The organism is Halobacillus salinarum (assembly GCF_022919095.1).
Classification (GTDB): Bacteria; Bacillota; Bacilli; order Bacillales; family Halobacillaceae; genus Halobacillus_B; species Halobacillus_B salinarum.
Genome location: NZ_CP095073.1, coordinates 1,374,127 through 1,396,967, shown reverse-complemented (window position 1 = coordinate 1,396,967; position 22,841 = coordinate 1,374,127). Strand labels below are relative to the sequence as shown.

Annotated in this window: 16 protein-coding genes and 1 pseudogene; 1 reads left to right on the top strand and 16 read right to left on the bottom strand. The window is 40.4% G+C overall.

From position 1 onward, the window contains the following. The first annotated feature begins 3 nt into the window (after positions 1 to 3). Positions 4 to 1,137: an acyltransferase gene (locus tag MUN89_RS07115; protein ID WP_244712515.1), complete on the top strand. Its 1,134-nt coding sequence runs from the start codon at positions 4 to 6 to the stop codon at positions 1,135 to 1,137. 169 nt (positions 1,138 to 1,306) lie between these two features. On the opposite strand, the gene galU is transcribed toward MUN89_RS07115, so the two are convergent. The 16 genes and pseudogenes from galU to MUN89_RS07035 all read right to left on the bottom strand — a co-directional run bounded on the left by galU (position 1,307) and on the right by MUN89_RS07035 (position 22,738). Beyond that, positions 1,307 to 2,191 (bottom strand): UTP--glucose-1-phosphate uridylyltransferase GalU, encoded by an 885-nt coding sequence (gene galU / locus MUN89_RS07110; RefSeq protein WP_244712513.1) that lies wholly within the window; start codon positions 2,189 to 2,191, stop codon positions 1,307 to 1,309. 137 nt (positions 2,192 to 2,328) lie between these two features. Next, entirely contained in the window at positions 2,329 to 3,021 is a 693-nt protein-coding gene (locus MUN89_RS07105) for a CpsD/CapB family tyrosine-protein kinase (protein WP_244712511.1), read from the bottom strand. After that, positions 2,993 to 3,760 carry a YveK family protein gene (locus MUN89_RS07100; protein ID WP_244712509.1) on the bottom strand — a complete coding sequence of 256 codons (768 nt, stop codon included), beginning with the start codon at positions 3,758 to 3,760 and terminating at the stop codon, positions 2,993 to 2,995. The genes MUN89_RS07105 and MUN89_RS07100 overlap by 29 nt, the downstream gene beginning before the upstream one ends. Positions 3,761 to 3,942: 182 nt before the next feature. Next, positions 3,943 to 8,082 (bottom strand): cell wall-binding repeat-containing protein, encoded by a 4,140-nt coding sequence (locus MUN89_RS07095; RefSeq protein WP_244712507.1) that lies wholly within the window; start codon positions 8,080 to 8,082, stop codon positions 3,943 to 3,945. Positions 8,083 to 8,284: 202 nt separating this feature from the next. Further along, positions 8,285 to 10,384, bottom strand: a complete 2,100-nt coding sequence (locus MUN89_RS07090) for a S8 family serine peptidase (RefSeq protein WP_244712506.1) — start codon at positions 10,382 to 10,384, stop codon at positions 8,285 to 8,287. A gap of 279 nt (positions 10,385 to 10,663) precedes the next feature. Further along, a complete protein-coding gene (locus MUN89_RS07085) occupies positions 10,664 to 11,674 on the bottom strand; it encodes an LCP family protein (RefSeq protein ID WP_244712505.1) in 1,011 nt (336 codons plus the stop codon). 125 nt (positions 11,675 to 11,799) lie between these two features. Next, positions 11,800 to 12,846 (bottom strand): glycosyltransferase family 4 protein, encoded by a 1,047-nt coding sequence (locus MUN89_RS07080; RefSeq protein WP_244712504.1) that lies wholly within the window; start codon positions 12,844 to 12,846, stop codon positions 11,800 to 11,802. 241 nt (positions 12,847 to 13,087) lie between these two features. After that, positions 13,088 to 14,128, bottom strand: a complete 1,041-nt coding sequence (locus MUN89_RS07075; protein WP_244712503.1) for a GNAT family N-acetyltransferase — start codon at positions 14,126 to 14,128, stop codon at positions 13,088 to 13,090. A gap of 503 nt (positions 14,129 to 14,631) precedes the next feature. Beyond that, positions 14,632 to 14,773: pseudogene (locus tag MUN89_RS07070) on the bottom strand (transposase); the annotation flags it as partial. A gap of 90 nt (positions 14,774 to 14,863) precedes the next feature. Next, positions 14,864 to 17,323 carry a cell wall-binding repeat-containing protein gene (locus tag MUN89_RS07065; RefSeq protein WP_244712502.1) on the bottom strand — a complete coding sequence of 820 codons (2,460 nt, stop codon included), beginning with the start codon at positions 17,321 to 17,323 and terminating at the stop codon, positions 14,864 to 14,866. 339 nt (positions 17,324 to 17,662) lie between these two features. Next, positions 17,663 to 19,387, bottom strand: a complete 1,725-nt coding sequence (locus tag MUN89_RS07060) for a phospho-sugar mutase (protein WP_244712501.1) — start codon at positions 19,385 to 19,387, stop codon at positions 17,663 to 17,665. A gap of 119 nt (positions 19,388 to 19,506) precedes the next feature. After that, entirely contained in the window at positions 19,507 to 20,112 is a 606-nt protein-coding gene (locus MUN89_RS07055; protein WP_244712500.1) for a hypothetical protein, read from the bottom strand. A gap of 44 nt (positions 20,113 to 20,156) precedes the next feature. Then, positions 20,157 to 20,372 (bottom strand): helix-turn-helix domain-containing protein, encoded by a 216-nt coding sequence (locus MUN89_RS07050; protein ID WP_305852441.1) that lies wholly within the window; start codon positions 20,370 to 20,372, stop codon positions 20,157 to 20,159. Between the two features lie 247 nt (positions 20,373 to 20,619). After that, positions 20,620 to 21,783, bottom strand: a complete 1,164-nt coding sequence (locus tag MUN89_RS07045) for an AraC family transcriptional regulator (protein WP_244712499.1) — start codon at positions 21,781 to 21,783, stop codon at positions 20,620 to 20,622. An 85-nt stretch (positions 21,784 to 21,868) separates the two neighbouring features. Continuing rightward, positions 21,869 to 21,997 (bottom strand): anti-repressor SinI family protein, encoded by a 129-nt coding sequence (locus MUN89_RS07040; RefSeq protein ID WP_244712497.1) that lies wholly within the window; start codon positions 21,995 to 21,997, stop codon positions 21,869 to 21,871. Between the two features lie 294 nt (positions 21,998 to 22,291). Then, positions 22,292 to 22,738 carry an IDEAL domain-containing protein gene (locus MUN89_RS07035; protein WP_244712495.1) on the bottom strand — a complete coding sequence of 149 codons (447 nt, stop codon included), beginning with the start codon at positions 22,736 to 22,738 and terminating at the stop codon, positions 22,292 to 22,294. Between the last annotated feature and the right edge of the window lie 103 nt (positions 22,739 to 22,841).

Here is a 22,841-nt window from a genome sequence, read left to right as displayed (position 1 = left end):
AGTATGGCTAAACAAAGAATTACCTCTGTGTACTTCCTGCGATTGATTGCGATGCTATGCGTAGTTCTTGTCCATGTTACAGGTATTTATTATAGTGTCCTTGATATGGGGACAGGCGCTTTTCAAAAATATCATTTTTTTAATAGAATCATAAGAATAGAAGCAGGCATATTTATCATGATTACAGGACTCGTATTTTTCTATAACTACTATCCTAAGAAATTTACCGCTTCTTTATTGAAGGATTATTTTAGAAAACGAGTGTTTTTTATCGTTGTTCCTTATATTGTTTGGGCTCTCTTCTATGAGCTGTATGCCCATTACACAGGTGGCCGCTCTTTAACCATCTTTGGAGTATTGGAAAGGATCCTTAAGGGAGAGTCTTATTACCAGCTCCACTTTATATTTCTAATCGTCCAATTTTATATATTTCTGCCTTTGTTTGTCTATTTGACCCAAAAGTTTTCCTTGTTTAAAAAGTACTTCTGGCTTTTTGGAATCCTGATCGAAGTAGGATATTTTTATTTAAATTCCACCTACGGATTTACAAATATGGTCGTGTTCCTCAAAAGCTTCGGAACCTTCAGCCTGGGGGGCTGGTTAGGGATTTACTATTTAGAGCAAAGAGAAAAGGTTTATAACAAAACCATTTATCCGCTTGGCATTTTAACGTTAATTGCCGGGACTCTTACCGCTCTTTATTACTATTACGTCTATACTATGGGTGAAATCAAAGTCGATTGGGATTATTATAAGCTGTTAAATGTTTCATATTTAATGCTCGGCGGCTATTTCTTCTTCCGCATAACGGAAATACTCAGCCGTAAATTGCCAAAGCTTCCTAATGAAATTGTGAAAAATGTCGCACTCTATTCATTTGGTTTTTACCTTGTCCACCCATTTATCTTAAAAGAAGTCGGAAGATGGATTCCAATCCACAACAATTATTGGTTTCATCTTGAAGTATTTGTAAAATATATCGTTGTCGTTGTATTTTGCTATCTATTCATTTTCACGATTCATAAGTTTGCCCCGAAGGTTGCTAGTCTGCTATTTGGAAAACTCCCACAAAAAGCTGTCTTTCTTTATGAAAGAAAAGAAGAAGCTGCGGAAGAGAAAAAGCAAGCTAGAGCTTAAAGGGATATTTACCAGTAAGATGTAGATATTTCCCGGGAAATTTGCTGGGTCTGTCGAACTATCGAAAAAAAACGACCCCACTGGATCGAATTTATTCAGTCCCTATTCAATTCTTTCCATAAAAAAATGCCTGCCGAGGTAGTTCGGCAGGCATTTTTTATGAATATAATCAGGATTTAATCGATTCGTGATTTTTTATTGTTTCTTTTAGAAAGCTAAGCAAATCATCTTTTAATTCAGGACGTTCCAAAGCAAGTTCAATGGTTGTCTTAATGAATCCATGCTTCTCTCCAACATCATAACGGGCACCTTCAAAATCATAAGCAAACACACGTTGAATACCATTCAGTTTTTCAATAGCATCCGTCAGTTGAATTTCACCGCCGGCTCCTAGATCCTGTTTCTCAAGGAACATCATGATTTCAGGAGTTAATACATACCGGCCCATAATAGCAAGATTGGAAGGTTCTTCTCCTTGTGGCGGCTTTTCGACAAACTGTTTCACTTGGTAAAGTCTGTCGTTTTGCGATTCTGGGTCAATAATTCCATAACGGTGGGTCTGGTTACCTTCTACCTGCTGCACCCCAATTACCGAAGAATGCGTTTCTTCATATTGATCAATTAACTGCTTTAATCCAGGTACTTCTGCTCGAACGATGTCATCACCTAAAAGGACAGCAAAAGGTTCATCTCCAATGAATTTTCTCGCGCACCATACGGCGTGACCTAATCCTTTAGGTTCCTTTTGACGGATATAATGGATATCCACTTTGGAAGATTGTTTAACTTTTTCAAGAAGGTCAAACTTTTCTTTTCTCATTAAATTCTCTTCCAGTTCAAAAGAGTAATCAAAATGGTCCTCAATGGCTCTTTTCCCTTTACCTGTTACGATGATAATATCTTCAATTCCAGATTCTATCGCTTCTTCTACTATGTATTGAATCGTTGGTTTATCAACGATCGGAAGCATTTCCTTTGGCATAGCTTTTGTAGCCGGCAAAAACCTCGTACCTAATCCTGCCGCAGGTATGATCGCTTTTTTTACTTTTTTCATGTTATACCTCCAAAAGTTAGTTCATGAGAAGATTGTATCATAAAAATCTACTTTTTTTTACATCTTAGTTAATTTCTATCAAATGATTAATAATTAATTTAAAAAACCTTCTACTTAATAGTAGAAGGTCCTATTGATTAAGTACCATAATAATAGTAGTTCTGTTTCTTACGCTCGACATCATTCAACACCGTTCCAAGCAAGCGGCCGTTGGACTGGTCAAGCAGCTCTTTTGCACGTTTTACTTGGTCAATTTCTGCTTGTTTGTTGCGAACGACTAATAGGGTCCCATCACAAATACTTGAGATGATTTGCGCATCTGTAACGGCAAGCACTGGAGGAGTATCGAAAACAACTAAGTCATATTGGTTCTTACTTTCCCTAATCAATTGCTTCATCGCTTTTGAGCCGAGAAGCTCTGAAGGATTAGGCGGGATTGGCCCGCAGGTAATCGTATCCAGGTTGTCAATATGAGTCTCATTCGTAATCTCATCTAGAGACTTATCGCCAATAAGGTAGTTGCTTAAGCCCACTGTATTTTGTGTATGGAAGGTGTAATGAACGGTTGGCTTACGCAAATCTGCATCGATTAACAGTACTTTATTGCCCTGCTGTGAAAAGACGATCGCCAGGTTAGCCGTTGTTAATGACTTCCCTTCCGCAGGTCCCGAGGAAGTAACCATCATTGTTTTTAAGTCAAAATCCACGGCAGAAAAATTTAAATTAGTACGTACAGTCCGGTATTGTTCAGAAATTGGTGATCGCGGATTAACGTCAGTAATCAAAGTCCTCTTGACTTTATTAGACAGTTTTCTTTTCTTGCTGCGCATACTTTACCCCCCTTTTCTGCCTGGGACTGACATCCCTGTTTACCGTTTTAGGAAGATCCTCTTCCGTTATGTGGGCAATGGATCCTAACACAGGTAAACCAATTTTCTGTTCAAGCTCATCCTCTGTTTTGATGGTGTTATCCAAGTATTCAAGAAGGAAAGCTAAACCAACACCGACCATCAATCCAACTACCAGCGCGATCGCCATATTTAAGTATGGCTTTGGACTGACAGGAGAAGGATTGCTGGCAATTTCAGCGTCTGATAATGTCGTCACGTTATCGACATTCATATATTTGGGGACTTTATCTTTAAACACTTCTACTACACTGTTTGCAATTACCGCTGCAGTTTCCTGACTCGTATCCGTCACTGTAACAGTCACGACCTGAGAGTCCTGTTCGCTGGATACTTGAAGCTTTTGGCTTAAAGTATCTGCACCCACGGCTAAGTCAGCCTCTTGGACAACTTCCTCTAAAATTGCCGGGCTTTTTATAATGACATTATATGTATTTATTAGTTCAACGTTGGTGCGAATATCATTAACGTCAAATTGACTGTCACTTTGGTTTTGTTTCGTATTTACAATAAACTGAGATGATGCCTGATAAGTAGGGGTTAATACGAAATAACTAACAAGTGCTGCAATCACTAATGCCCCGATGGCAAGTGACGCGATCATCAGCCACCTTTTTTTCAAAACCTGGCCGATTTCTTTCAACGAGATGGTTTCTTCCATTGATGTCCCTCCATTTGCTAAATGTATCACAATTCAATCGCTTTTCATTATAGCATAAATCTACCAGTCGAAACGTCGAATTATAGATTTTTTTCACGATTTCCCAAGTTAAGGTAAAAAAATACCCGTCTCTGACTAGTTCAGAGACGGGATTGCATAGAAGTGTAAATCAATTGTAAAATCTACTCTGCTGATAGTTTCTTAAGAAGGGTATCTTTTACGTCCTGACTGACTGCCGTTTCTCCACCAACGGCAACGATGTTTGTAACTTCAGACTGATATAGATACTTGTTCAAGAAGTTATCGACTTCTCTAGGTAATTGGTCAGGATGCGTTAGGAGCATAACGCCGCCTTTCGCATTGACAAGTGGTGTAGATGCCAAGGCATCTGGATACTTGTCTCCCGTTGAAACGAAGAGCGTATCTTTAGCCGTAGCGAACGTTTTCAATACTTCAGCAAGTGTACCATAACGGTTCGTACCTGCTAAACGCTCAGAGCTGTTACTCATTTGATCAATTTCACTCTTCACTTCTTTAGAAACAACACCTTCGCCGCCAAGAACATATACATCCTGGCCTTTAAGGAAGTCTTTCGTAGTTTCTGGAAGTTCATTTTTCTGAGTGAGTACAATTGGCATTTTATTTTCTCCGGCAAATGGTCCGGCACTTAGAGCATCGGCAAATTTTTCACCAGTAGCTACAAAGACACCATTTGCACCGAATCCAAGATCCGCCAGCTTTTCAACTACTTTTTGGTTCGTTTCGTAGCGGTTTTTACCTGCAAGGCGCTCTACATCATTAGCGTCCATGCCCAAGTCCCTCAGCTGATCGACTACTTCCTTCGAAACGACTCCATCTCCCCCAACAATATAAGCAGTTTCAGCCCCAAGGCGTTTAATTTCATCAACGACGCCTTCGGTTAGAGGCTTACCAGAGTTGGTAAGAAGAATCGGCGCTTTGTAAGCATCGGCTAATGGACCAGCAGATAAAGCATCCGGGAAGTTATTCGCTGTTGCAATTACGACAGCTTTGTTGTCCATTTCATCAGGCATACCGTCTGGATACATCGCGTTTGATGCTTCAACAGCAGTTTTCACACGATCTGTTCCTGCAACAGTAGTGACGGCATTTTTCTGAACATACACTGGAATTGTTGTAATGGTTTCATCTGTCTCAGCATCTTTTAGGAAAATTCCTGCATAATACTGTTCATTGTCTTTTGGAGTCACAATTTCAGCATTAGCTGTGATATCCCCTGATACAGGTACAGTGAAAGTCTTATCCGGCACTGTAATTGAACCTTCGCCTTCTTCATCTGAATCAAGTACTTTTACTTCTTTGGTGAACAAATCAACGTTAATGTCACCTGAGAAGCCAAATACGGCCACGCGGTATTTACCATCTGACAAGCCTTTAAAGCTTATGCTTTCATCAGAAGATCCGCCTGCTGACATGCCGATGTCTTCATATTTACCCTCTTCTTCGTTATATTTCTGGAAGTAGAGGTCTACGTCGTCTGATGCCACTCCAGGATCATAAGTACGTACATCGAGTGACACGTTGTTCTTGATTGTCATTTCTTTATAGTAGTAGGCTTTGTTCGGAGCGAGAATACGATCTTCTTCCACATTCGGCTTGCTGAATGCTCCACCTTCCACGTAAACCTTCTTATCTTCAGAATAGAAGTTAGTGAAGGTCACATCTTTGTTCACTGTGTGCTGGCCATTGGATACACCAAGGTTAATAAATCCAGGTTCTTTAACAAACCCTTGAGCCATTGCTTTAAGCTCGTAGTGGTTCATCACCTGATCTTCTTTTGGAGAAGCAGTTCCATAAACAGCTACTTCCCATGTACCTGGCTTAGGACTTTCAAACGTATTGGATTCGACATCCAGACCTCCATAGCCGGCATATCCTTGGAATTCACTGACTTCTCTTCCGTCAGGATCAAAGACGATCATCCGGACACGGCCTTGATATTCTTCGTCTTTGTTCTGAAGGGAACGGAGATCAAAATGAATTTCATCTAATCCTCTCTTCACATCAAAGAAGTAACTCTTTGTTTTAGAAGACTGGACTTGATCTGTCTTATTCCAACGATAATGATTGTCTCCCGTAAACTCATTCGGCTTAACTACTGTTTGTGGAATTCTTGCTTCTACATAAGGAGTAGAAGTGTCATCCACTTTGATGAAACCATCGTTATATCCCATCTCTAGTTTACTAGAATCATAGGATGCAGTGATTGTTTTGCTTTCATTCGGCTTTAAGGTGAACTCATCTTCGGATAGGCTGAACCAATCTGCCATATGAGAAAGCGTTAAATGTTTTTCTTCATCAGACGGGTTATGAAGTGTCATCGTTACCTCATCTGGAAGATCCTTATTGCGGACATACAACCCTTGTCCGCCAGCTACTTTCTCTCCGTAGTTTACTTCTACGTCTACTGTTTTCATATCTTTAATGAAATTGGTCTTCAAGAAATCGTAGGCATCCTGAACGTTGATAAGTCCGGCACCTTGGGCTGCACGAGTATATCCGTCAAGCGGTTTTGCCGTCTGGATCAGTGCTTCGCGGACTGACTTGTACGAAAATGGAATTCGATCTTTTGAAGTCGCATTTTTCAACAAGGAAACAACACCAGTTACGTAAGGTGAAGCCATACTTGTTCCTTGAAGTACTGCATAGCTTCCGGATTGTTCTGGGTAAGTGGAATAAGCAGCTCCTGGAGCAACAATATCAGGCTTTTGGGCTCCATCTTCTCTCGGACCGTTGGAGGAGAAGTACCATAGACCTTCACCTTCCTTGCGTTTTCCATCATCATCTTTTCCATATGGGAAATAACCGTATTCCGTTTCCCACATTTCACTGTTGATGTAGGCCCCTACAGAAATAGCATGATCAGATGTTCCCGGTGAACCTACTGTATCCAGTCCCGGACCGCTGTTTCCAGCAGAAATGACATAAGTAATACCATAATCTTCAGACAGAACGTCAATTAAGGCGTTGTATGCATCTGCTCCATCATTCACATCAGGAACGGATCCTAGGCTCAAGTTGGCAACATCCGCATCATAGCCGTTTTCTTCTTTCGGCATCGCCGCAGCAGCCATCGCGTTCATAATGGACAGGGAGCTTGCGCCTTCACCTGCACGGAATACTTTCAAGCCGACTAGTTCAGCCCCTGGAGCTACTCCATTCATATCGGCATCATAAATGTCATCCTTCGTGCCATCTGGTGAATTAGCTGCAGTAATTCCTGATACGTGGGTACCGTGACCACCGCCTGTATCTGCAAAGAAGTTAATGTAAGCCATATCCACTTTGTCCGTTTTCATTTTTTGGAAATGGTTAAGTCGGAAGTTTGCTCCTGGAACCTCATCCGATGGATCCACATCAAATGTATCTGTAGCATCTAAAGCAAGTGGTGTTTCATCGGTAAAGTCTTTATCCAAATCTTTATCGATATACAGTTGTTCTCCTGCCACCAACACGCCGAACTTTTCATTTTGTTTAATATTGGATTGTCCATCGGCGTTTAGATCCTCCGGTTCTTCCGGATCAGCCGCGAACTTAAGTTCCCCGAAATAGTAGGCATCATCTGAGGAGTCAATTCCTGAAGTAGTATATGTACCTGACTCAGAGGTTGAAATGCTGTTTCCTTCATCGAATTTTTCATCAAGCATGACGTCACCGTCAGCTACGAAATAGCCTTCAAGTTCGTTCTGCATAGTGAAGTCCTGCACTGCTGCAATTTTTTCTTTTCCAGAGGTCGTCTTTTGAAACGCCGGGTGCCCGGGGTCTACCCCTGTATCGATGATTGCTATTCTTGTACCAGTACCATCGTATTTATTTTGAAAGGTGTTTACATCTGTTGGTTTATGGGTTTCTACGTTTGAAGGCTTGACGACATCAGCAGCTTCTTTCCCTGTCTTTGTTTTCATTTCAGGATCAGGAGATTCAGCTGGTTTAAACGTTTGGTTCTTCGTTACTGCCGAAACGTGATCGAGATAGTAAACTGGAATGACTTTTTCCGTAGGGATTTCGGCTAAGTAAACGTATTTGTTCTTGTTGTATAAAACTTTTGCACCTAAGTCTTCTAATTTAGAAGTGATGTCGGCTTCTCCATCGGTAACGATGATTAATTCCTGCTTTTCCTGATCGCTTGTAGATAAAGCTCTCAAGCTTGAACTGATAGCCGGATGCGCTTTCTTTGTGTCCTTTAACGCAGCTTCTGCTTTGGACGCAAAGTTTCCAGAAAATGAAGAAAACACTAGAGCTGCTCCCGCAACTACTGTCAAAGCTTTTCTTTTAAATTTCACTAATGATTCCCTCCCAATAGTAATATCTAGCTATCTAGCTAAATGTACCCCCTTTCCAAAAACTCTCATATTTCATTCCTTTTACATTATATTTAAAATTCTGTCATATTTCAATAATTTAGAATTTTTTATTATTTTTATCAATTTTTTTAGACATTTAGTTTTACTCATAAAAAAAAGCCGACAAAATTTGTCAGCTTTACTAGTTATTTAGTCTTTGATCAATGTGCCACGCTGTTTTCATAGATATAGCTCCTGGTCCGCCTAAGATACGATAGTCGGTGATTCCTAGTTTTTGCAAATAAGAGAGTCTCGAGTCCATCGCCTTGTCCAGGTGATCAGGTTTAACAAGCAGAACCTTTTCATTTCGTTTCCCGGCTAACGCGGCTCCGGTTAGAGCATCATTATACTTTTCCCCCGTCGCAAAGAAAACTCCTTGTTTATTCGGCGCAAAATGCTTCATAACCTGGAAACTGGTTTCATAGCGGTTTGTTCCATTTACCCTGGACGTTTGAATCCCAAGTTGATTTACTGTTTGTTCACTGATGGCTCCTGGACCGCCGACCACTTGGGCAGAAGTGATATCTGCCAGCTGTAAATAGTTTTTCACTTCTTCAGGGACTTGATTCTTTTTCACATAGATAATCGGCATTCCAGCATTTTCAGCATAAGCAGCTACAGACACGGCATCGGGAAAATTCTGTCCGGTTACTACGATCGCTTTGCTGCTGTCGAGACCTAATGTTTTATTGATGGCGAGTGAAGTCTTATAGCGGCTTGTCCCCGCGACCCGTATGGTTTCTATATCATTTTTAATTAATTTGTCCTTTACTTCTGCAGATAGAGCACCTTCTCCTCCAACTAATACAACGTACTCCACATTTAATCGCTTTAATTCCTCTATGTGTTCGTCTGTTACCTTATTGTGGCTGACAAGCAGAATCGGAGATCCAAGCTTATTAGCTAACGGAGTTGCTGCCAGGCTGTCAGGAAAACGGTCTGCTGTTGCCATAACAGCAAATTTTCCGTGATAAGTCTGTTGGTTAGCCGAATAACTCGTCTCCTCTAAAGAATCCCAGCCATTTTTTGAAATTTCGAGGGAAGTTGCGACAGAGTCCCGCCCGGCAATTCTTTTATTTTTTTCTATCAATTGGCTGGCATCTGACGCATCGATTCTTCCTTTGCCAAGCTGAGAGTGGGAGTCTAATGAATCTGCTCCGGACTGGATAAGATAACTGATTTGCTCACTTGTTAAATAAGGCGCTTTTTCCAGCAGGCTGGCTGCCAAGGAAGTAACAAGCGAAGTGGACATGCTTGTCCCATCCATATAATCATACTTCCCATCCAAGTATGTACTGTAAATGTCGGTACCCGGCGCCGCCACATTTATGTAATCTCCATAATTAGAAAAATCTGCTCTCGTAGTTGCTCCTGTAATTGTCGAAGCTACAGAAAGGACAGAGGAAAATGCTGCCGGATAGGTGGATTTATCAAAATTATCATTGCCAGCGGCAGCCACAACGAGTACTCCATTATCCTCGGCTCGTTGAACAGCATCCTGTAGATATTTAGATATGTCATAACCTCCAAGGCTTAAATTAATAATATCCGCTCCATGCTCAACAGCGTAATCAATCCCTTGGGCAACATCTGACATATTCCCTTCTTTTCCATTTAAGACCTTTATCGGCATGATTTCTGCTCCTTTTGAAATGGAAGATACACCAATTCCATTAAAGGTTCCTGCGCCTACCATGCCGGCAATATGGGTTCCATGACCTAATTGGTCCTCTGGAGGTTTGCTTGGGTCAAGTACATTGTAGCCTTTCGTTAAATGAGCTTTAAGATCCGGATGATCTAAGTCAGCTCCCGAGTCAATAACTGCCACGGTCACATCATTTGCCGGCGAGGTTAACTTCCAATCGTCCGCTAAATGAATATCTTGAAAAACATGTGCCTGCTTACCAGACAACGGGTCGTCGGATACTTCGCCAAACGCATAAACACGAGGGTCCATCTCGGCATATTTCACATCGGCTTCCTTTTTCAGCTCTGCGATTCTTTTGGAGGCTTCCTTTTTTGGAACCTCAAGTATGTAGGCACCCTCTTTGTTAAGGGGTTTCGAATCTCCATTACTTTGGATTTCAATCTTTCCGTCTTCGTCATCTTTATATTGGACAATAATTCTTTGTTTCTCACCGGATTGGGCCTTTACAGGAAAATCCCAGCTGAATAAAGCTATCATCGCTATCATACATAGGAGACCGACGATTATAGATCTTCTCCATAGACTGCTTGCCATACTATCACCTGCTCCCATAGAAATTAAGGTGATTATAACACAGCCTTCCAGTCCCCAAACAGAGTGAATGGAATCAATTTGAAATTGTAGAGGACTATAGCTTTCACTATAATGTACGATATAAGATCTATTTTTTGTATGTTTCAGGAATAAGAGACAGAACTTTCTATATCTTCTTTTAGCAGGATGAACCACAAGAATAACTGTCATCTAAGGAAGTCTTCCCTGCTAAGCATTGAAAACACAAAAAAGGCCCGGAGCACTTACCCGGGCCTTGGTTTACATGGAATCCGATGCGTCTTTTTCTGTATCATCAGCCATTTCAGTTTGATTGGAAACATTTATGCCAAGGTGATGCTTCAAGGAGTATTTCGACTTTTCCAAACTTGTATGATCCACAGAGTAATACCATACTCCATTAATCGTTTGTGGTTCTCCTTCTAACTGCATGGTTTCAAATTCTACAGCTTCCTTATGAACCACATAATCTTTAAAAGTGGTCAACTGTTCAAAAGATAAATTGGTCTTCATATGTTTTCCTAGTGAATCAATGACCTCTCCATAGTTTCCAATTGAATGTAAGGAAGAGGCTTTTTTGACAATGGCCTGAATTAATTCCATCTGCCGTTGCCCGCGAGCGAGATCACTATCATATTTTCTTGTTCTGGCAAGAGCAAGGGCTTCCTCCCCATTTAATGTCTGTTTTCCCTGGTCAAGAACTATAGTGTCCTTCTTATCACGACTGTTCTGCTCTTCCATTCGGAAAGGTACATTGAACTCGATTCCGCCTAAAGCATTCACGACGTCCACGAATGAGTTAAAGTCTAAACGCACATAATAATCAACAGGGACATCAAGCATAGTCTCTACAGTATTTACGGTAGCGTTAATGCCGCCAAAGGCGTGCGCATGAGTAATCTTATCTTTATAGCCGACCTCTGGAATGTAAACATAGGAGTCACGTGGGATATTTAGCATTTTGACGGATTCTTTGTCGTTATTAAACGTAGCTAAAACGAGGGCATCGGAACGCGAATTAGCTTCCCCATCTGAATTTCTTTTTTCACTGCTGTCAATCCCGACAAACAAAATAGAGGTATTATCCACTTCAGGGTTTACTATATTTTCCCGTTTTTCGGAACGTTCACCACGTTCTAATTCCATTTGGGATTGCTTGGTTACCTTTTCAGCTTTATTTGTTAAGAAGGCTGTATAACCCAATGCAGAACCTGCTCCGAAGAGGAACAAGATGCCGATTGCTGTAATAATGAATTTCCACTTATGTCTCATTTATGGTAGATCCCCTTTTACCATCCTTAGTATTACCTTTCCACAAATCAGGACTTTTAACCCGAATAAATAAAAAACATCCCTTAAGTGGTTACTTAAGGGATGTGAATACCATTTGCCTAAGATTACCTTTTTGTACGGTAATCTTTAATAAGATTTAATATTGGTCGATACTCTTTCCCAATTAAACCGGTCATTTCTACTATCAATTCGATCATGATGATTAGGAAAAGGATCACGAACGAAGCGCCAAACAACGTCGTTTGGGAGAAAATAACGGCTGCCAGGCTGAATAATGCACTCATTGCATAAATCATTAAAACCGTTTCCGGGTGAGTATAACCTAAGTTAATTAAACAATGGTGCAAATGTGATTTATCAGGTGCAGACAACGGTTTGCGTTGAATGGTTCTTCTTACAATGGCAAAGATCGTGTCCGAAATGGGTACTCCAAGAATAATTACCGGGATAATGAATGAAAATAAAGTTACATTCTTGAACCCGAGCAAGGAGAGAACACCGATCATAAACCCTAAAAATAAGGATCCTGTATCACCCATGAAAATTTTAGCAGGGTAGAAATTGTAAATAAGAAATCCTAACGTGCTTCCTAACATCATGAAGCCCATAAAGACGACAAAGATGTTGCCCATTGTAATGGCCATACCGGAAATCGTCAGCAGTGCTATCGCCGAGACACCAGCTGCCAATCCATCAAGTCCGTCGATCAAATTAATCGCATTGGTGATAGCTATAATCCAAATGATGGTAATTGGAATACTAAGTAATCCAAATTCAATGGTACCTCCAAATGGCAAATTAATGAAATCAACTTGTACTCCGCCTAATACGACAACAAGTGCCGCAAGAAGTTGTCCACCCAATTTCAATTTTGGCGACAATTCAATTAAATCATCCAGGACTCCAGTTAATATAATTATTCCTGCACCAATGATGATTGGCAAGGCGTACTTACTTTCTGGAAAAAAGAAGATAAATCCTACAAAAAAGCTGATAAAGATTGCCAAACCGCCTAGCCGCGGCATTAGTACTTTATGAACTTTTCGAGCATCCGGTTTATCTGTAGCACCAATTTTTATTGCAAGTTTTTTTACGATAGGTGTGATAATCACTGATAATATAAAGCAGATTAACAAGGCCTTATATTCCATAAGGACCCTCCTCACAGTTATTCTTACCATTATTTCTAAGTTCATTTGTGGCAGTTATTGGCAAAAAAACTAAACATCGTCTGATACTGTCATCATTTGACCGCCTTCAAAAATATTAGACGAAATAACCAGACTGATAGTTTCATATTTTTTTAATTTACTGTCCTTATTTTACAAAATGCGACGGTTGAAAACAACAAGAATTTGTAAAATTTTCGATAATTCAGTTACAAGCCTCTATTTAAAAGGAATCCGTATCTCCCTGAGTCAGCCACCAATCTGCCATTTCGGGTTTTTTCACGTCTTCCTGCAGCACGTGAATCAGAAGTGGGACAGAATCCTTTGGTTTCATTCCTATTTTTCCCAAAGATTTTTGCGATGTTTCGTTAGCAGCGTTTCCCCATGTTTGTATTAAGTCACAATGACTTAGCTTCTGCTTTGCAAGAAGAAATAATTCAGTACACGTCTCTTCATTATCTTCAGACAGCCAGTCGACCAAATACCCCATTTTTGCTATTCCGTTCTTATACGGGACCAACGATTCCCTCACAACGACATAGCCTTTCAACCTGCTGTTCTTCCTGATCACGAATATTCTGTAACGTTTATCCGGGTGCTGGAAATATCTCCAATTGAGGAAGCTTGAGTCCCGCTTGACCATAATAGGGGAAAGTGTTTTTTGGTTTTCGGCGAGGACATCAAAGCTGGAATTACAATGGAACACCTCTTCTATGGAAAAATGATAAGAGGGAGACCTTTGTTTTCTCTGTTTGAATACTCTATTCCCTAATTTGCTGACTTTCGAAACATGTCGAAGCTTTGGGTGAAAACAGGAAAGCAGGGATACAGGGTGATTTAGCTTACGATACTTCCGTACATCTCCAATATGTAGGGCAGGTGTGTGCTTTAATAGTCCCTGTCTTGCCTCGGATGCGGGAAAGCCAAATAAATAGTCGATTCCTTCCTGCTCAGCCGCTTTAAACACAGCAATATTCAATTGTTTATAAACTCCTTTTCCCCGCGCCTCAGGTGACACCATTGTATCGATCCGGGAAGCAATGCGGGACTTTTCCCCGCAGACGTAGGCATCAAAAACCCATAATCCTACATGTCCAATAATCTTGCCCTTGTGTTCATAGACGAAGCACCAGGGTTTAGTATAGTGCGGATTCTGTTTGTACTTCCAGTCCCAGTATTCCTTTGAGACTTCTTTTTGGAAAACTTCTCCAAACAACCGTCTGAGCGAAGTCTCATCTCCTGGCTGATAACCACGAATACTCATGTTAAGCTCCTTTAATGCTCATATTCTTGGTTTATCATACCAGATGAAAGTGAGGAAGTGTACAAATATTTTCCGCTGATTAATTAGCCATAATTTTCGACAAAAATCCTGATTTTTATGTCCGTATTTTAGAAAAAACTTGAGGATAATGTTGACATAAGAGATTTACATTTAATCATTATACGTGAGAAGGCGGAATAGGAAGGAATCCAATTCGATCATTTCTTCATAGAAATCTTACTATTAAAAACCTTTTATTAGGTAAAAAAATCTCCAGGACAGTGCCTGGAGATTTCATCTTGTAGAGGTACCCCATGTTTTTTCTATAAGCTATTTTTTATGCCCCGTGGGGGCAAATATCACTTCGCTTTCCTCTGACGAATGCCCGAGCTCCCTCGCGAAAACCGCGCTGCGGGGTATCGGATCGTCCGTTTTCCGCAGGAAGTCTCGTGATAGTTGCCTCCACTGAAGCACAGAAATTTACGAAAAAGACTCTCCTCCAACTAGCTGAACTTCTCTAGATGGAGGGCAATCTTCTTCATATTCTGACAGGCAGCGGTCAATAACTCCTGTTCCCGAACATTTTCCTCTCCTCGCAAAACGGCAATAGCGCAGCCCATGCAGTTCTTTTGAATCTGCGAAGCTGCAACGGTGAAAAGTGAAAGCAAATAAAAACTGCCGAGAAACTTTCTCGACAGTCTGAAAGCTCCTGGACAGTGCCAGGAGCTTTCTACGTTACTTATTTGCATATCGTTCAATTTGATCTCTGGTCGCATAGTTAATCGCGTTTTCTCCACCCATATAATAAAGCGTTGGCTGCAGACGTGCTTCATTCAAGAAGGAACGTGTCACGCTCGGCAGACTGTTTGTTTTTGTGAGCAGGATTGGTGCATGGTACTCAGCCGCCAAAGAAGAGCCGGACAAAGCGTCCACCGTTTCATCGCCTCTAGCGAAAAAGACGTTATTCAACTCATCCTGCTTATAGTATTCTTTGGCAATTGCAATACTTGTTTTATACCTGTCCGTTCCATAAACACGGTCGACACTGCCGACTAATTGGTCAAGCTGCTTTTGCACTTTAGAAGAAACAGGGTTGTAACCACCAATAATAGTGGCTTTCGAAATTGAATGACTCTGTACGAACCTCTTGACTTCCTCGCTTAGTTCATTTGATTCAGTAAAAAGAATTGGAATATTGTGTTCACCCGCATATGGCGCAATTGAAAGAGCGTCCGGTGAATCTTCATTACCAGTCGTGACGAAAATTTCGTTTACATTCGCGTGATTTGCCACCTCATCCGCAATCGCTTTGGAAGTTTCGTAACGATTGGTACCCGCTACTCGCTTCACTGTAGCAGAAGGAAGTAATTCTCCCACGCGGTCTGCCACCGCTTTTGAAACTGCCCCTTTTGAACCTCCTAATAGATAGACAGTTCGCGGAGCAATACGGCTCAATTCTCTGGAAACTTCTTCGGGGAGCTGATTGGTTTCCGTAAGCATGAGCGGCGCACTATTTTGGGAAGCAAGTACACTTCCAGTAAGTGAATCAATGGGAAGGTCCCCTCTTCCTAATACGACGGCATTTGGCTTATTCCAATGCCAGCCATAATTCGAAATAGCAGCACTCGTTTCGTAACGTCTATTTCCTGAAAGTTCGTAGCTATTAACTTTGTCTGTTTTATTTAAATAGCTTCCTGCTACATATCCAGTTTTCCCGCTTGTTGTCCGCACGGGATACCAAACAAACTGGGAGGTATTGCTGCTTGAACCAGTAAACGTACCTGTTACGGTTACCCGGTCTCCTGCATTTAATTTCCCAACGATCGTACCACCTGGTGATTTTCTTAAATTCAAGTCATTCACATTCACATAAAGCGTGTCATTTTTATGATATACATGTTTGGACGTATGAAGCGGTCCTTTGAGCTGGACATTCGTCAACCCGAAGTTGAGCAGGCGGCTGTTTACCCTTTCCAGCTTTTGAGTAGGAAATGGACTCACGTTGACCAGGCTGTAATCCCGGATATTATCAAAAATATCCTCTTGGTAAGCCATAGGGCTGAACGCATTGGTGACAGGATTGTTTCTGTCGAGCAACCCGTTGTAAGCCATAACCGCAAAGTACCAGTTTTCTATGACGTCCCGATCATTATTATTAATTGTTGGAATGTAGGGGAAGTCATTTGAAGAAGAAGATCTGATTTTATAATAGTTCCATTTTTGTTCGAGTATTTTTAATCCTTCTCTAATGTTAAAACGAATATCTTCTTTTAGACGCTCCACGTAATCGTCTTTTGCGTCTCCATCCTGTAAGTAACGGTAATCAGAAACTTGCATAATACCAATTCCGATACAGTCAAAACCTAGTTTTAAATTGGTCCCATCCCAATTTTCACAATGCAAGGTTCCATCCTGATTGGTGTACCATGATACGGGAGTATTGCCTTTGGACCAATATTGCTGCCAGCCGCTTTCCTGGAAAGCAATCGCCTTGACGACTTCCGGCGGAATGTCTGCCTTAATCGCTTCCTCGGTTAAAATACGGCTGATTTCTGCGTAGCTTGGGTTGGAATACTTTTCATTGACTTTTATAGGAGCGCTGCCGCCGCTTGACTGAGTCGTGATTGCATGCTTTTCAGCTGGCTGCGATTCTTTGTTTACTTTTACATCTTCTCCATTCATTGCAAAGGTAACATTCTGAATGGACTGAGGACTAGATTTCACTGCTCCGTCCGCATAAACCGGCTCTTTTACTTGGATTTGATTCCCTTCTATGTTGATCTTAGCTCTTGAATATGTAGGAGATTGATAGATTTGCTTCACGTCGCTTGAATCTGCCTTGAGAACATTAAAATAAAGGGCTTGACTGCTTCCTTGCATACGATACGCGACGATTAGATACATTTGGTTATCCTTCTCTACAGTGAAAAGGTTAGCGATTGGCGTTAACGCTTCAGAATGGGTATAAAGCGTCTCACCATTTCGCTGGACCGTAATTTTAGAGTCTGTGTTATTTTCGATATTTACTTGGAGCTTATCGGCAAGTGTCAGATTCGTTTCACCTTCAGTAAAACGAAAGGAATTGTTAGCAGAAGCTTCAGCTCCGCCGTTAAATGATCCCAAACCAGCAGCAAAAAATAAAAGAAATGCTAGTTTGAAAAGAAGTCTTTGATTCATCTTTGTTCTTGCTTTCATTAATTATTCCTCTCTTTCATAGGTAATGCCTCTATTCATTAAACACCATAATCTCTCATCACGACCGTCCTCGCTTCAGCCCTCCTTATTTTAACAATTACACTTGTATTACATCATATTACATTTTTGTGACTAGTTCTACATATCTTTTTTTAAATCTACATTTTAAGACTTATTATCCAGTATCCCTTTGTTTTATTTTCGACAAGGACAAAGGAAATGTTTATCCTTTCAATAAAAATTTTTGTAAGAGGTTACATAGCCCGACAATAGAAAAGCCTGCAGAGAAAACTCTCTGCAGGCTTTAAGACTGTTTAATCCCATTTATTCAAGCCGTAATTACACGATCGTGTTCAGCATATCATTCACGGCCTGCTTAATAGCGGTTAAACGATGTTCACTGTCCTCTCTCGTAGAAGATTTCACCCCATAGTAAAACTTAATTTTCGGTTCGGTGCCTGAAGGTCGCAGACAGAACCAGCAATTATCTTCCAAAATAAACTTAAGCACATTCGCTTTAGGAAGGTCGATGGTTTCTGTTGTATCACTTTCGATCATATGGCGGGCTGCAGTAGTATAGTCTTCGACTGCAATGACAGATAGCTCCCCAACTTTTGTAAACTCTGTATGGCGGAAGTGATCCATAATGCCTTCGATTTTTTCAGCTCCGGATTTTCCTTCCATTTTTAGAGATTGCAAATCTTCAAGAAAATATCCATGACGTTGGTATAACTCATCCAGCGCGTCAAGTAAAGTCATACCTTTCGTTTTCCAATAAGCCGCCATCTCTGCAGAAAGCATGGCTGCCTGCACCGCATCTTTATCCCGGGCAAAATCCTTTATTAAATAACCATAGCTTTCTTCATATCCAAACACAAAGCTGTATTCTCCGCTTTCTTCATATTCCTTGATTTTTTCACCAATAAATTTGAAGCCGGTGAGCGTATCTAAGGAAGCGACGTTGTAAGAATCAGCGATCACCCTTCCAAACTCAGAAGTGACAATGGTTTTAATTAAGAGAGCATTCTCAGGGATATCATTTCGTTCTGAGAGTAAGTAATCTAACATGAGCGCACCGGTCTGGTTACCAGTTAGAACCTGGAATTCTCCATTTTCATCAGGTACGGCGATGCCGAGGCGGTCTGCATCGGGATCCGTTCCGATCAATATATCCCCGCCGATGAGTTTACCTTGTTCAATCGCCATCGCAAACGCTTGGTGTTCTTCAGGATTAGGTGATTCCACCGTAGAAAATTCAGGGTCAGGCACCGCTTGTTCTTCTACAATATGAACATGCGAAAGCCCCATCTGTTTTAAACCGTTTTCAACCAAAGTACGGGCGGTTCCGTGCAGAGGGGTAAAGACGATATTTAAATCCGATGCATTTTTTGTAAGCTCCGGATTAACGTTTACGCTTTTTAAAGCTTCCATATAAGGCAGGTCTACTTCTTTATCAATCCATTTAAGCAGCCCGGAGTATTCCAGTTCACCTTGCTCTGCAACTTCGATGGCAAGTTCATTATCCACCTGATTTACATAATCGATCATGACTTTTGCTTGTTCTGGAGGGAGTTGTCCCCCATCTTCATTGTATACCTTGAACCCATTATATTCCGGTGGGTTGTGACTGGCTGTAATCACTACACCTCCTGCAGCATTTAAATAGCGGACTGCAAATGATAATTCTGGAGTAGGACGAAGAGAAGTGAACACGTAAGCCTGAATGCCATGCCGGCCGAGCACCCTCGCTGTTTCAACAGCAAATTCTTTAGACATGTAGCGGGAATCATAGGCAAGAACTACCCCTTTCGGCTTCCATTCCTGCCCTTTTTCTTCTATGTAACGAGCCATGCCTTCTGCAGCCCGGCGAACGGTATAAATATTCATGCGATTGGTACCAGGCCCGAGTTTTCCACGCATGCCACCTGTTCCAAATTCAAGGTTTTTATAAAACGCATCCTCTAAGGATTGCTCCTTATCAGTGATCGAGCGTAACTCTTCCTTTAAGCTTGCATCTAACTCTGGAAAACCATTCCAGCGTTCGTATTCTTTCTGCCACTCCATTTAATCACTCCTCATTGAAAGTTATTATTATTATGTACCCTTATTTTAACATAATTTCACGATATTCTTTAAATTTTAATAGAAAAATAGAAGAGCAGATACTCATCTGCTCTTCTATCCTATTCATTCATATAGGGTCTTTTTCTATCGGTAACGGTATGTTCAGACATCGCAAATACCCGTTGATTCCATTTGAGCTCATAGCCTTCGTGCTGAAACCGGTGAATGTGTTTATGAACCGTCTGGACGCCTTCATGGTGATGGGTGTAAAAGATGACAACCGGGTGTTTTAAAGAATCATAAAAGAAAATCGGGTTAAGGGACTGTTCCCACTTTTCAAATGGCCAGCCCCCTAGTAAATCAATCAATACAATGTAGTAATCATCTACAATTCGGTTGGGATCCCAACCTTCTTCCCTATCTTCTTTGAAATTTGATAATTCGTGGTAACAAACGGCGGCTTGTAAATAGGAAAGAGGTGAACCATCTCCTGTAACTGCGGATAGCGGAGATTTCCGCTCCTCCGGCGAATGCATGGCAAAGGAATAATTCTTCCCTTCTGTGTACCAGACCTGCCATTTATTTTTTACCAGGAGTTGTGAATATTTATGAATCACTTCATCCAATTTGCAAACGACGCCTTTTTCTTTAATTAAAGGAGGCGGCCGGTGACCAAGTACATTAGATTGGGCGGCTTGTCTTGTAAAAACTACTTTTCCCTTCATGATCTTTCCTCCTTTAAATACGGCTTTTTGAAATCTCAAAGTATTTATTCCTCATCATACTTATAGGAAAGCAGTTCTTCCAAAGGGACCTCCAATGTGGATGAAAGCTTTTTCATTACGATGAGCGATGGGTTTTTCTGCACACCACGTTCTATATTACTGATATAAGATTTAGATACCTTTGAATCTTTAGCCAGCTGATTGACAGACAAATTTTTATTCTGTCTCAATCTGCGGATTTGTTCACCTATACTGCTCATAGGGAACGCCCCTTTCTTATAATTATTAATAACGTTTTAGAATTATTAATGGATTTTGCTCCTCCAATATCATCCTTTATTGTTTCGTTGTCGTTCTTAATAACGAAATAATAGATAAATTATAGTTCATTTCTAAAGATAAGAAAACCCCCGAAATGAACAATTATATACTCTATTAAGAACAGTTTACCCTGATTTTCTAATTATTACTCAATTTTTCTCCATTTTTTGTAAAGTTTATTTTTTATTAAGAACTACTTTCGCTACTGGTATAAAAATAATTTCTGAACTCTCTTGGTCCGATCCCAACGATTTTCTTAAAGACTCTCGTAAAATAACTTTGGCTGTTATAGCCTAGTAAAATACTAATTTCCATTAAAGTATAGCTCGTAATACTTAATAATTCTTTTGCTTTTTTTATTCGTTCGTAATTAATAAATTGTGAGATAGAATTTCCCATTTCTTTAGCAAACACAGTAGATAAATAATTAGGATGAACTTGTAATTCTTCAGCAATACTGCTCAGACTTATTGGTTCTGTAAGATTCTGTGTGATGTACCGTTGCGCTCGATCGACAATTGGGGATTTCAACCGGCTTTCCCGGTAATCCCGGACACATTCAAGGAAGGATTTCATCACTGCAGTTTTCAGCTGCTTAATAACTGAGAGCTGTTCTTCGCTTTCTAAATAATTGGTGTAAAAATCCCCCAACGAAATCACCTGTTCCTCAGGTACTCCCGCTTCTACAGTTAATTGAGAAAGTTCAGCAATAAAGACGATGACTTTATTTTTTTCCGTACGCACCGGATCATTACTTATAATAGAGCAGAAACGTTCATCCATTTGAAAAGCTTCCAGCGCCTTCCCATTGCCCTCTAGAAATAATTGGTGAAAATCCTGTCGATTTTCCAACGATTGAAACCTATCTCGGCCCGCATTCTCTTCAAGCGTATTATCCCTTATACTGGTAAGCACTACGTTTAACAGCTTTTCCATCGCCTTTACTTGTGTCGTTAACACAATTGGAAGTTGCTGGTAATACCTCATAACTGCTTCTTCATACTGTTCGTCCCATTGGTTCTGAATGAACACCTTCTCCAATTGCTTTCTGCCCACAGTACCTAAAAGTACGGGACCGAAAGCAATAAACAGGCCGTTGTTCTTTCTTGAAAAAAGAGGATATACAAAAAAATGCTGGTAGTGGATGTTAGAAAAAAGGTGAAGTTGATCAGGCTGGTCTTTCACCTCTTCCATACAAGCAATCAGAGAATCACGGATAATTTTTGGCGGGGATTGAAGGTGAGCAGGGTATTGACGTACTATTTTAAATTGATCTGTGTAAACAGCAACTGAAGTATTGAAACCAGCAGCACAATCACTCAGCAAATAATACCATTCATGTGTCAACATTCCATTAACTCCCCCCTGTAATATAAGATAGTTAACGAGTCAAAAAAAAGACATCTCCCGCTCCAGCAGGCGATGCTTTACACGCTCAGCCTTTTTGTTCTGCATCCTTAATAAAAGCTTCCACCTCTTCTAAACTCAAACCCATTTCTTTCGCTTCTTCCAACAAGGCGATCCACTCTTCATCTAAAGTTAACGTGTCAGTTAAAGCTCTCATGGTTCATCCTCCCCTGACTTAGAGGTCGTACTTGAGACTTTTTTATGATACAGCTGTTTATGTATAGTCCCAATTCCCTCTATACCCTTAGTCTTTTTTCCTTTAATGTTATTTCCATTATAATACATTTTCATGGAAAGTCTTTAACTTTTTTCATCTTTTTTATAATAAATTAAGATAAATCATTACTTGCCATTTAAAAAGATTGTAATTGTTTGTCGATTATAGTATAAAAGTAATTTCAAAATAAAAATAAAGGAAGGGGTTCAAAAAGAACTACCCTTCCTTATGACTTTAAGAATATATTCGATTCCAAGTATCGGTTAAATTTGTGAAAGCCATCTGATCTTTTTCATCTATAGCTTGATCAATTAACCGCCTCAAATTATTTTTCTCCAATTCGTTGATTACATTTTTCGTTTCTTCGCTTTCTGTAACCACTTCATGATCCTTAATAAATGGTGAGATGATCGAATTCAACCGGGCTAAAAAGTCAGGAAGCTGAAGGAGGTCTGTTACTGATACATACACCATATTTTTCCCTCTTTGAAACACAAAAATATCAAATACATTGTGAACGCGTTCCCGTTCACGGTCAATGATAATTTCCCTTGATTCCATTGGAACAAACTGATAGAGCTCTTCATCAATAATTATTGAAAAATATTGGTAGGCTAACACGACTCGAATAAAACGTTCGTCTTCTTTAACATAATACGGTTTCAGCATTTTTACTAACATAGCGCCCACCCCTTTTGTTAAATCAGAATTTTCAGTATTTTATTCTATTATGAAGCATTTGTCAACAAAATGAAAGCGTTTTATCCGTTTTAGGAGGTAGCGC

What these genes read in the sequence shown, in the direction of transcription:
- MUN89_RS07035 (WP_244712495.1), bottom strand. Translation starts at nt 22,738, where the DNA reads ATGTTAGTAAAAATGCTGAAACCGTATTATGTTAAAGAAGACGAACGT.
- MUN89_RS07090 (WP_244712506.1), bottom strand. Translation starts at nt 10,384, where the DNA reads ATGGCAAGCAGTCTATGGAGAAGATCTATAATCGTCGGTCTCCTATGT.
- MUN89_RS07060 (WP_244712501.1), bottom strand. Translation starts at nt 19,387, where the DNA reads ATGGAGTGGCAGAAAGAATACGAACGCTGGAATGGTTTTCCAGAGTTA.
- MUN89_RS07050 (WP_305852441.1), bottom strand. Translation starts at nt 20,372, where the DNA reads ATGAGCAGTATAGGTGAACAAATCCGCAGATTGAGACAGAATAAAAAT.
- MUN89_RS07065 (WP_244712502.1), bottom strand. Translation starts at nt 17,323, where the DNA reads ATGAAAGCAAGAACAAAGATGAATCAAAGACTTCTTTTCAAACTAGCA.
- MUN89_RS07115 (WP_244712515.1), top strand. Translation starts at nt 4, where the DNA reads ATGGCTAAACAAAGAATTACCTCTGTGTACTTCCTGCGATTGATTGCG.
- MUN89_RS07080 (WP_244712504.1), bottom strand. Translation starts at nt 12,846, where the DNA reads ATGGAATATAAGGCCTTGTTAATCTGCTTTATATTATCAGTGATTATC.
- MUN89_RS07100 (WP_244712509.1), bottom strand. Translation starts at nt 3,760, where the DNA reads ATGGAAGAAACCATCTCGTTGAAAGAAATCGGCCAGGTTTTGAAAAAA.
- MUN89_RS07055 (WP_244712500.1), bottom strand. Translation starts at nt 20,112, where the DNA reads ATGAAGGGAAAAGTAGTTTTTACAAGACAAGCCGCCCAATCTAATGTA.
- MUN89_RS07075 (WP_244712503.1), bottom strand. Translation starts at nt 14,128, where the DNA reads ATGAGTATTCGTGGTTATCAGCCAGGAGATGAGACTTCGCTCAGACGG.
- MUN89_RS07045 (WP_244712499.1), bottom strand. Translation starts at nt 21,783, where the DNA reads ATGTTGACACATGAATGGTATTATTTGCTGAGTGATTGTGCTGCTGGT.
- MUN89_RS07085 (WP_244712505.1), bottom strand. Translation starts at nt 11,674, where the DNA reads ATGAGACATAAGTGGAAATTCATTATTACAGCAATCGGCATCTTGTTC.
- galU (WP_244712513.1), bottom strand. Translation starts at nt 2,191, where the DNA reads ATGAAAAAAGTAAAAAAAGCGATCATACCTGCGGCAGGATTAGGTACG.
- MUN89_RS07105 (WP_244712511.1), bottom strand. Translation starts at nt 3,021, where the DNA reads ATGCGCAGCAAGAAAAGAAAACTGTCTAATAAAGTCAAGAGGACTTTG.
- MUN89_RS07040 (WP_244712497.1), bottom strand. Translation starts at nt 21,997, where the DNA reads ATGAGAGCTTTAACTGACACGTTAACTTTAGATGAAGAGTGGATCGCC.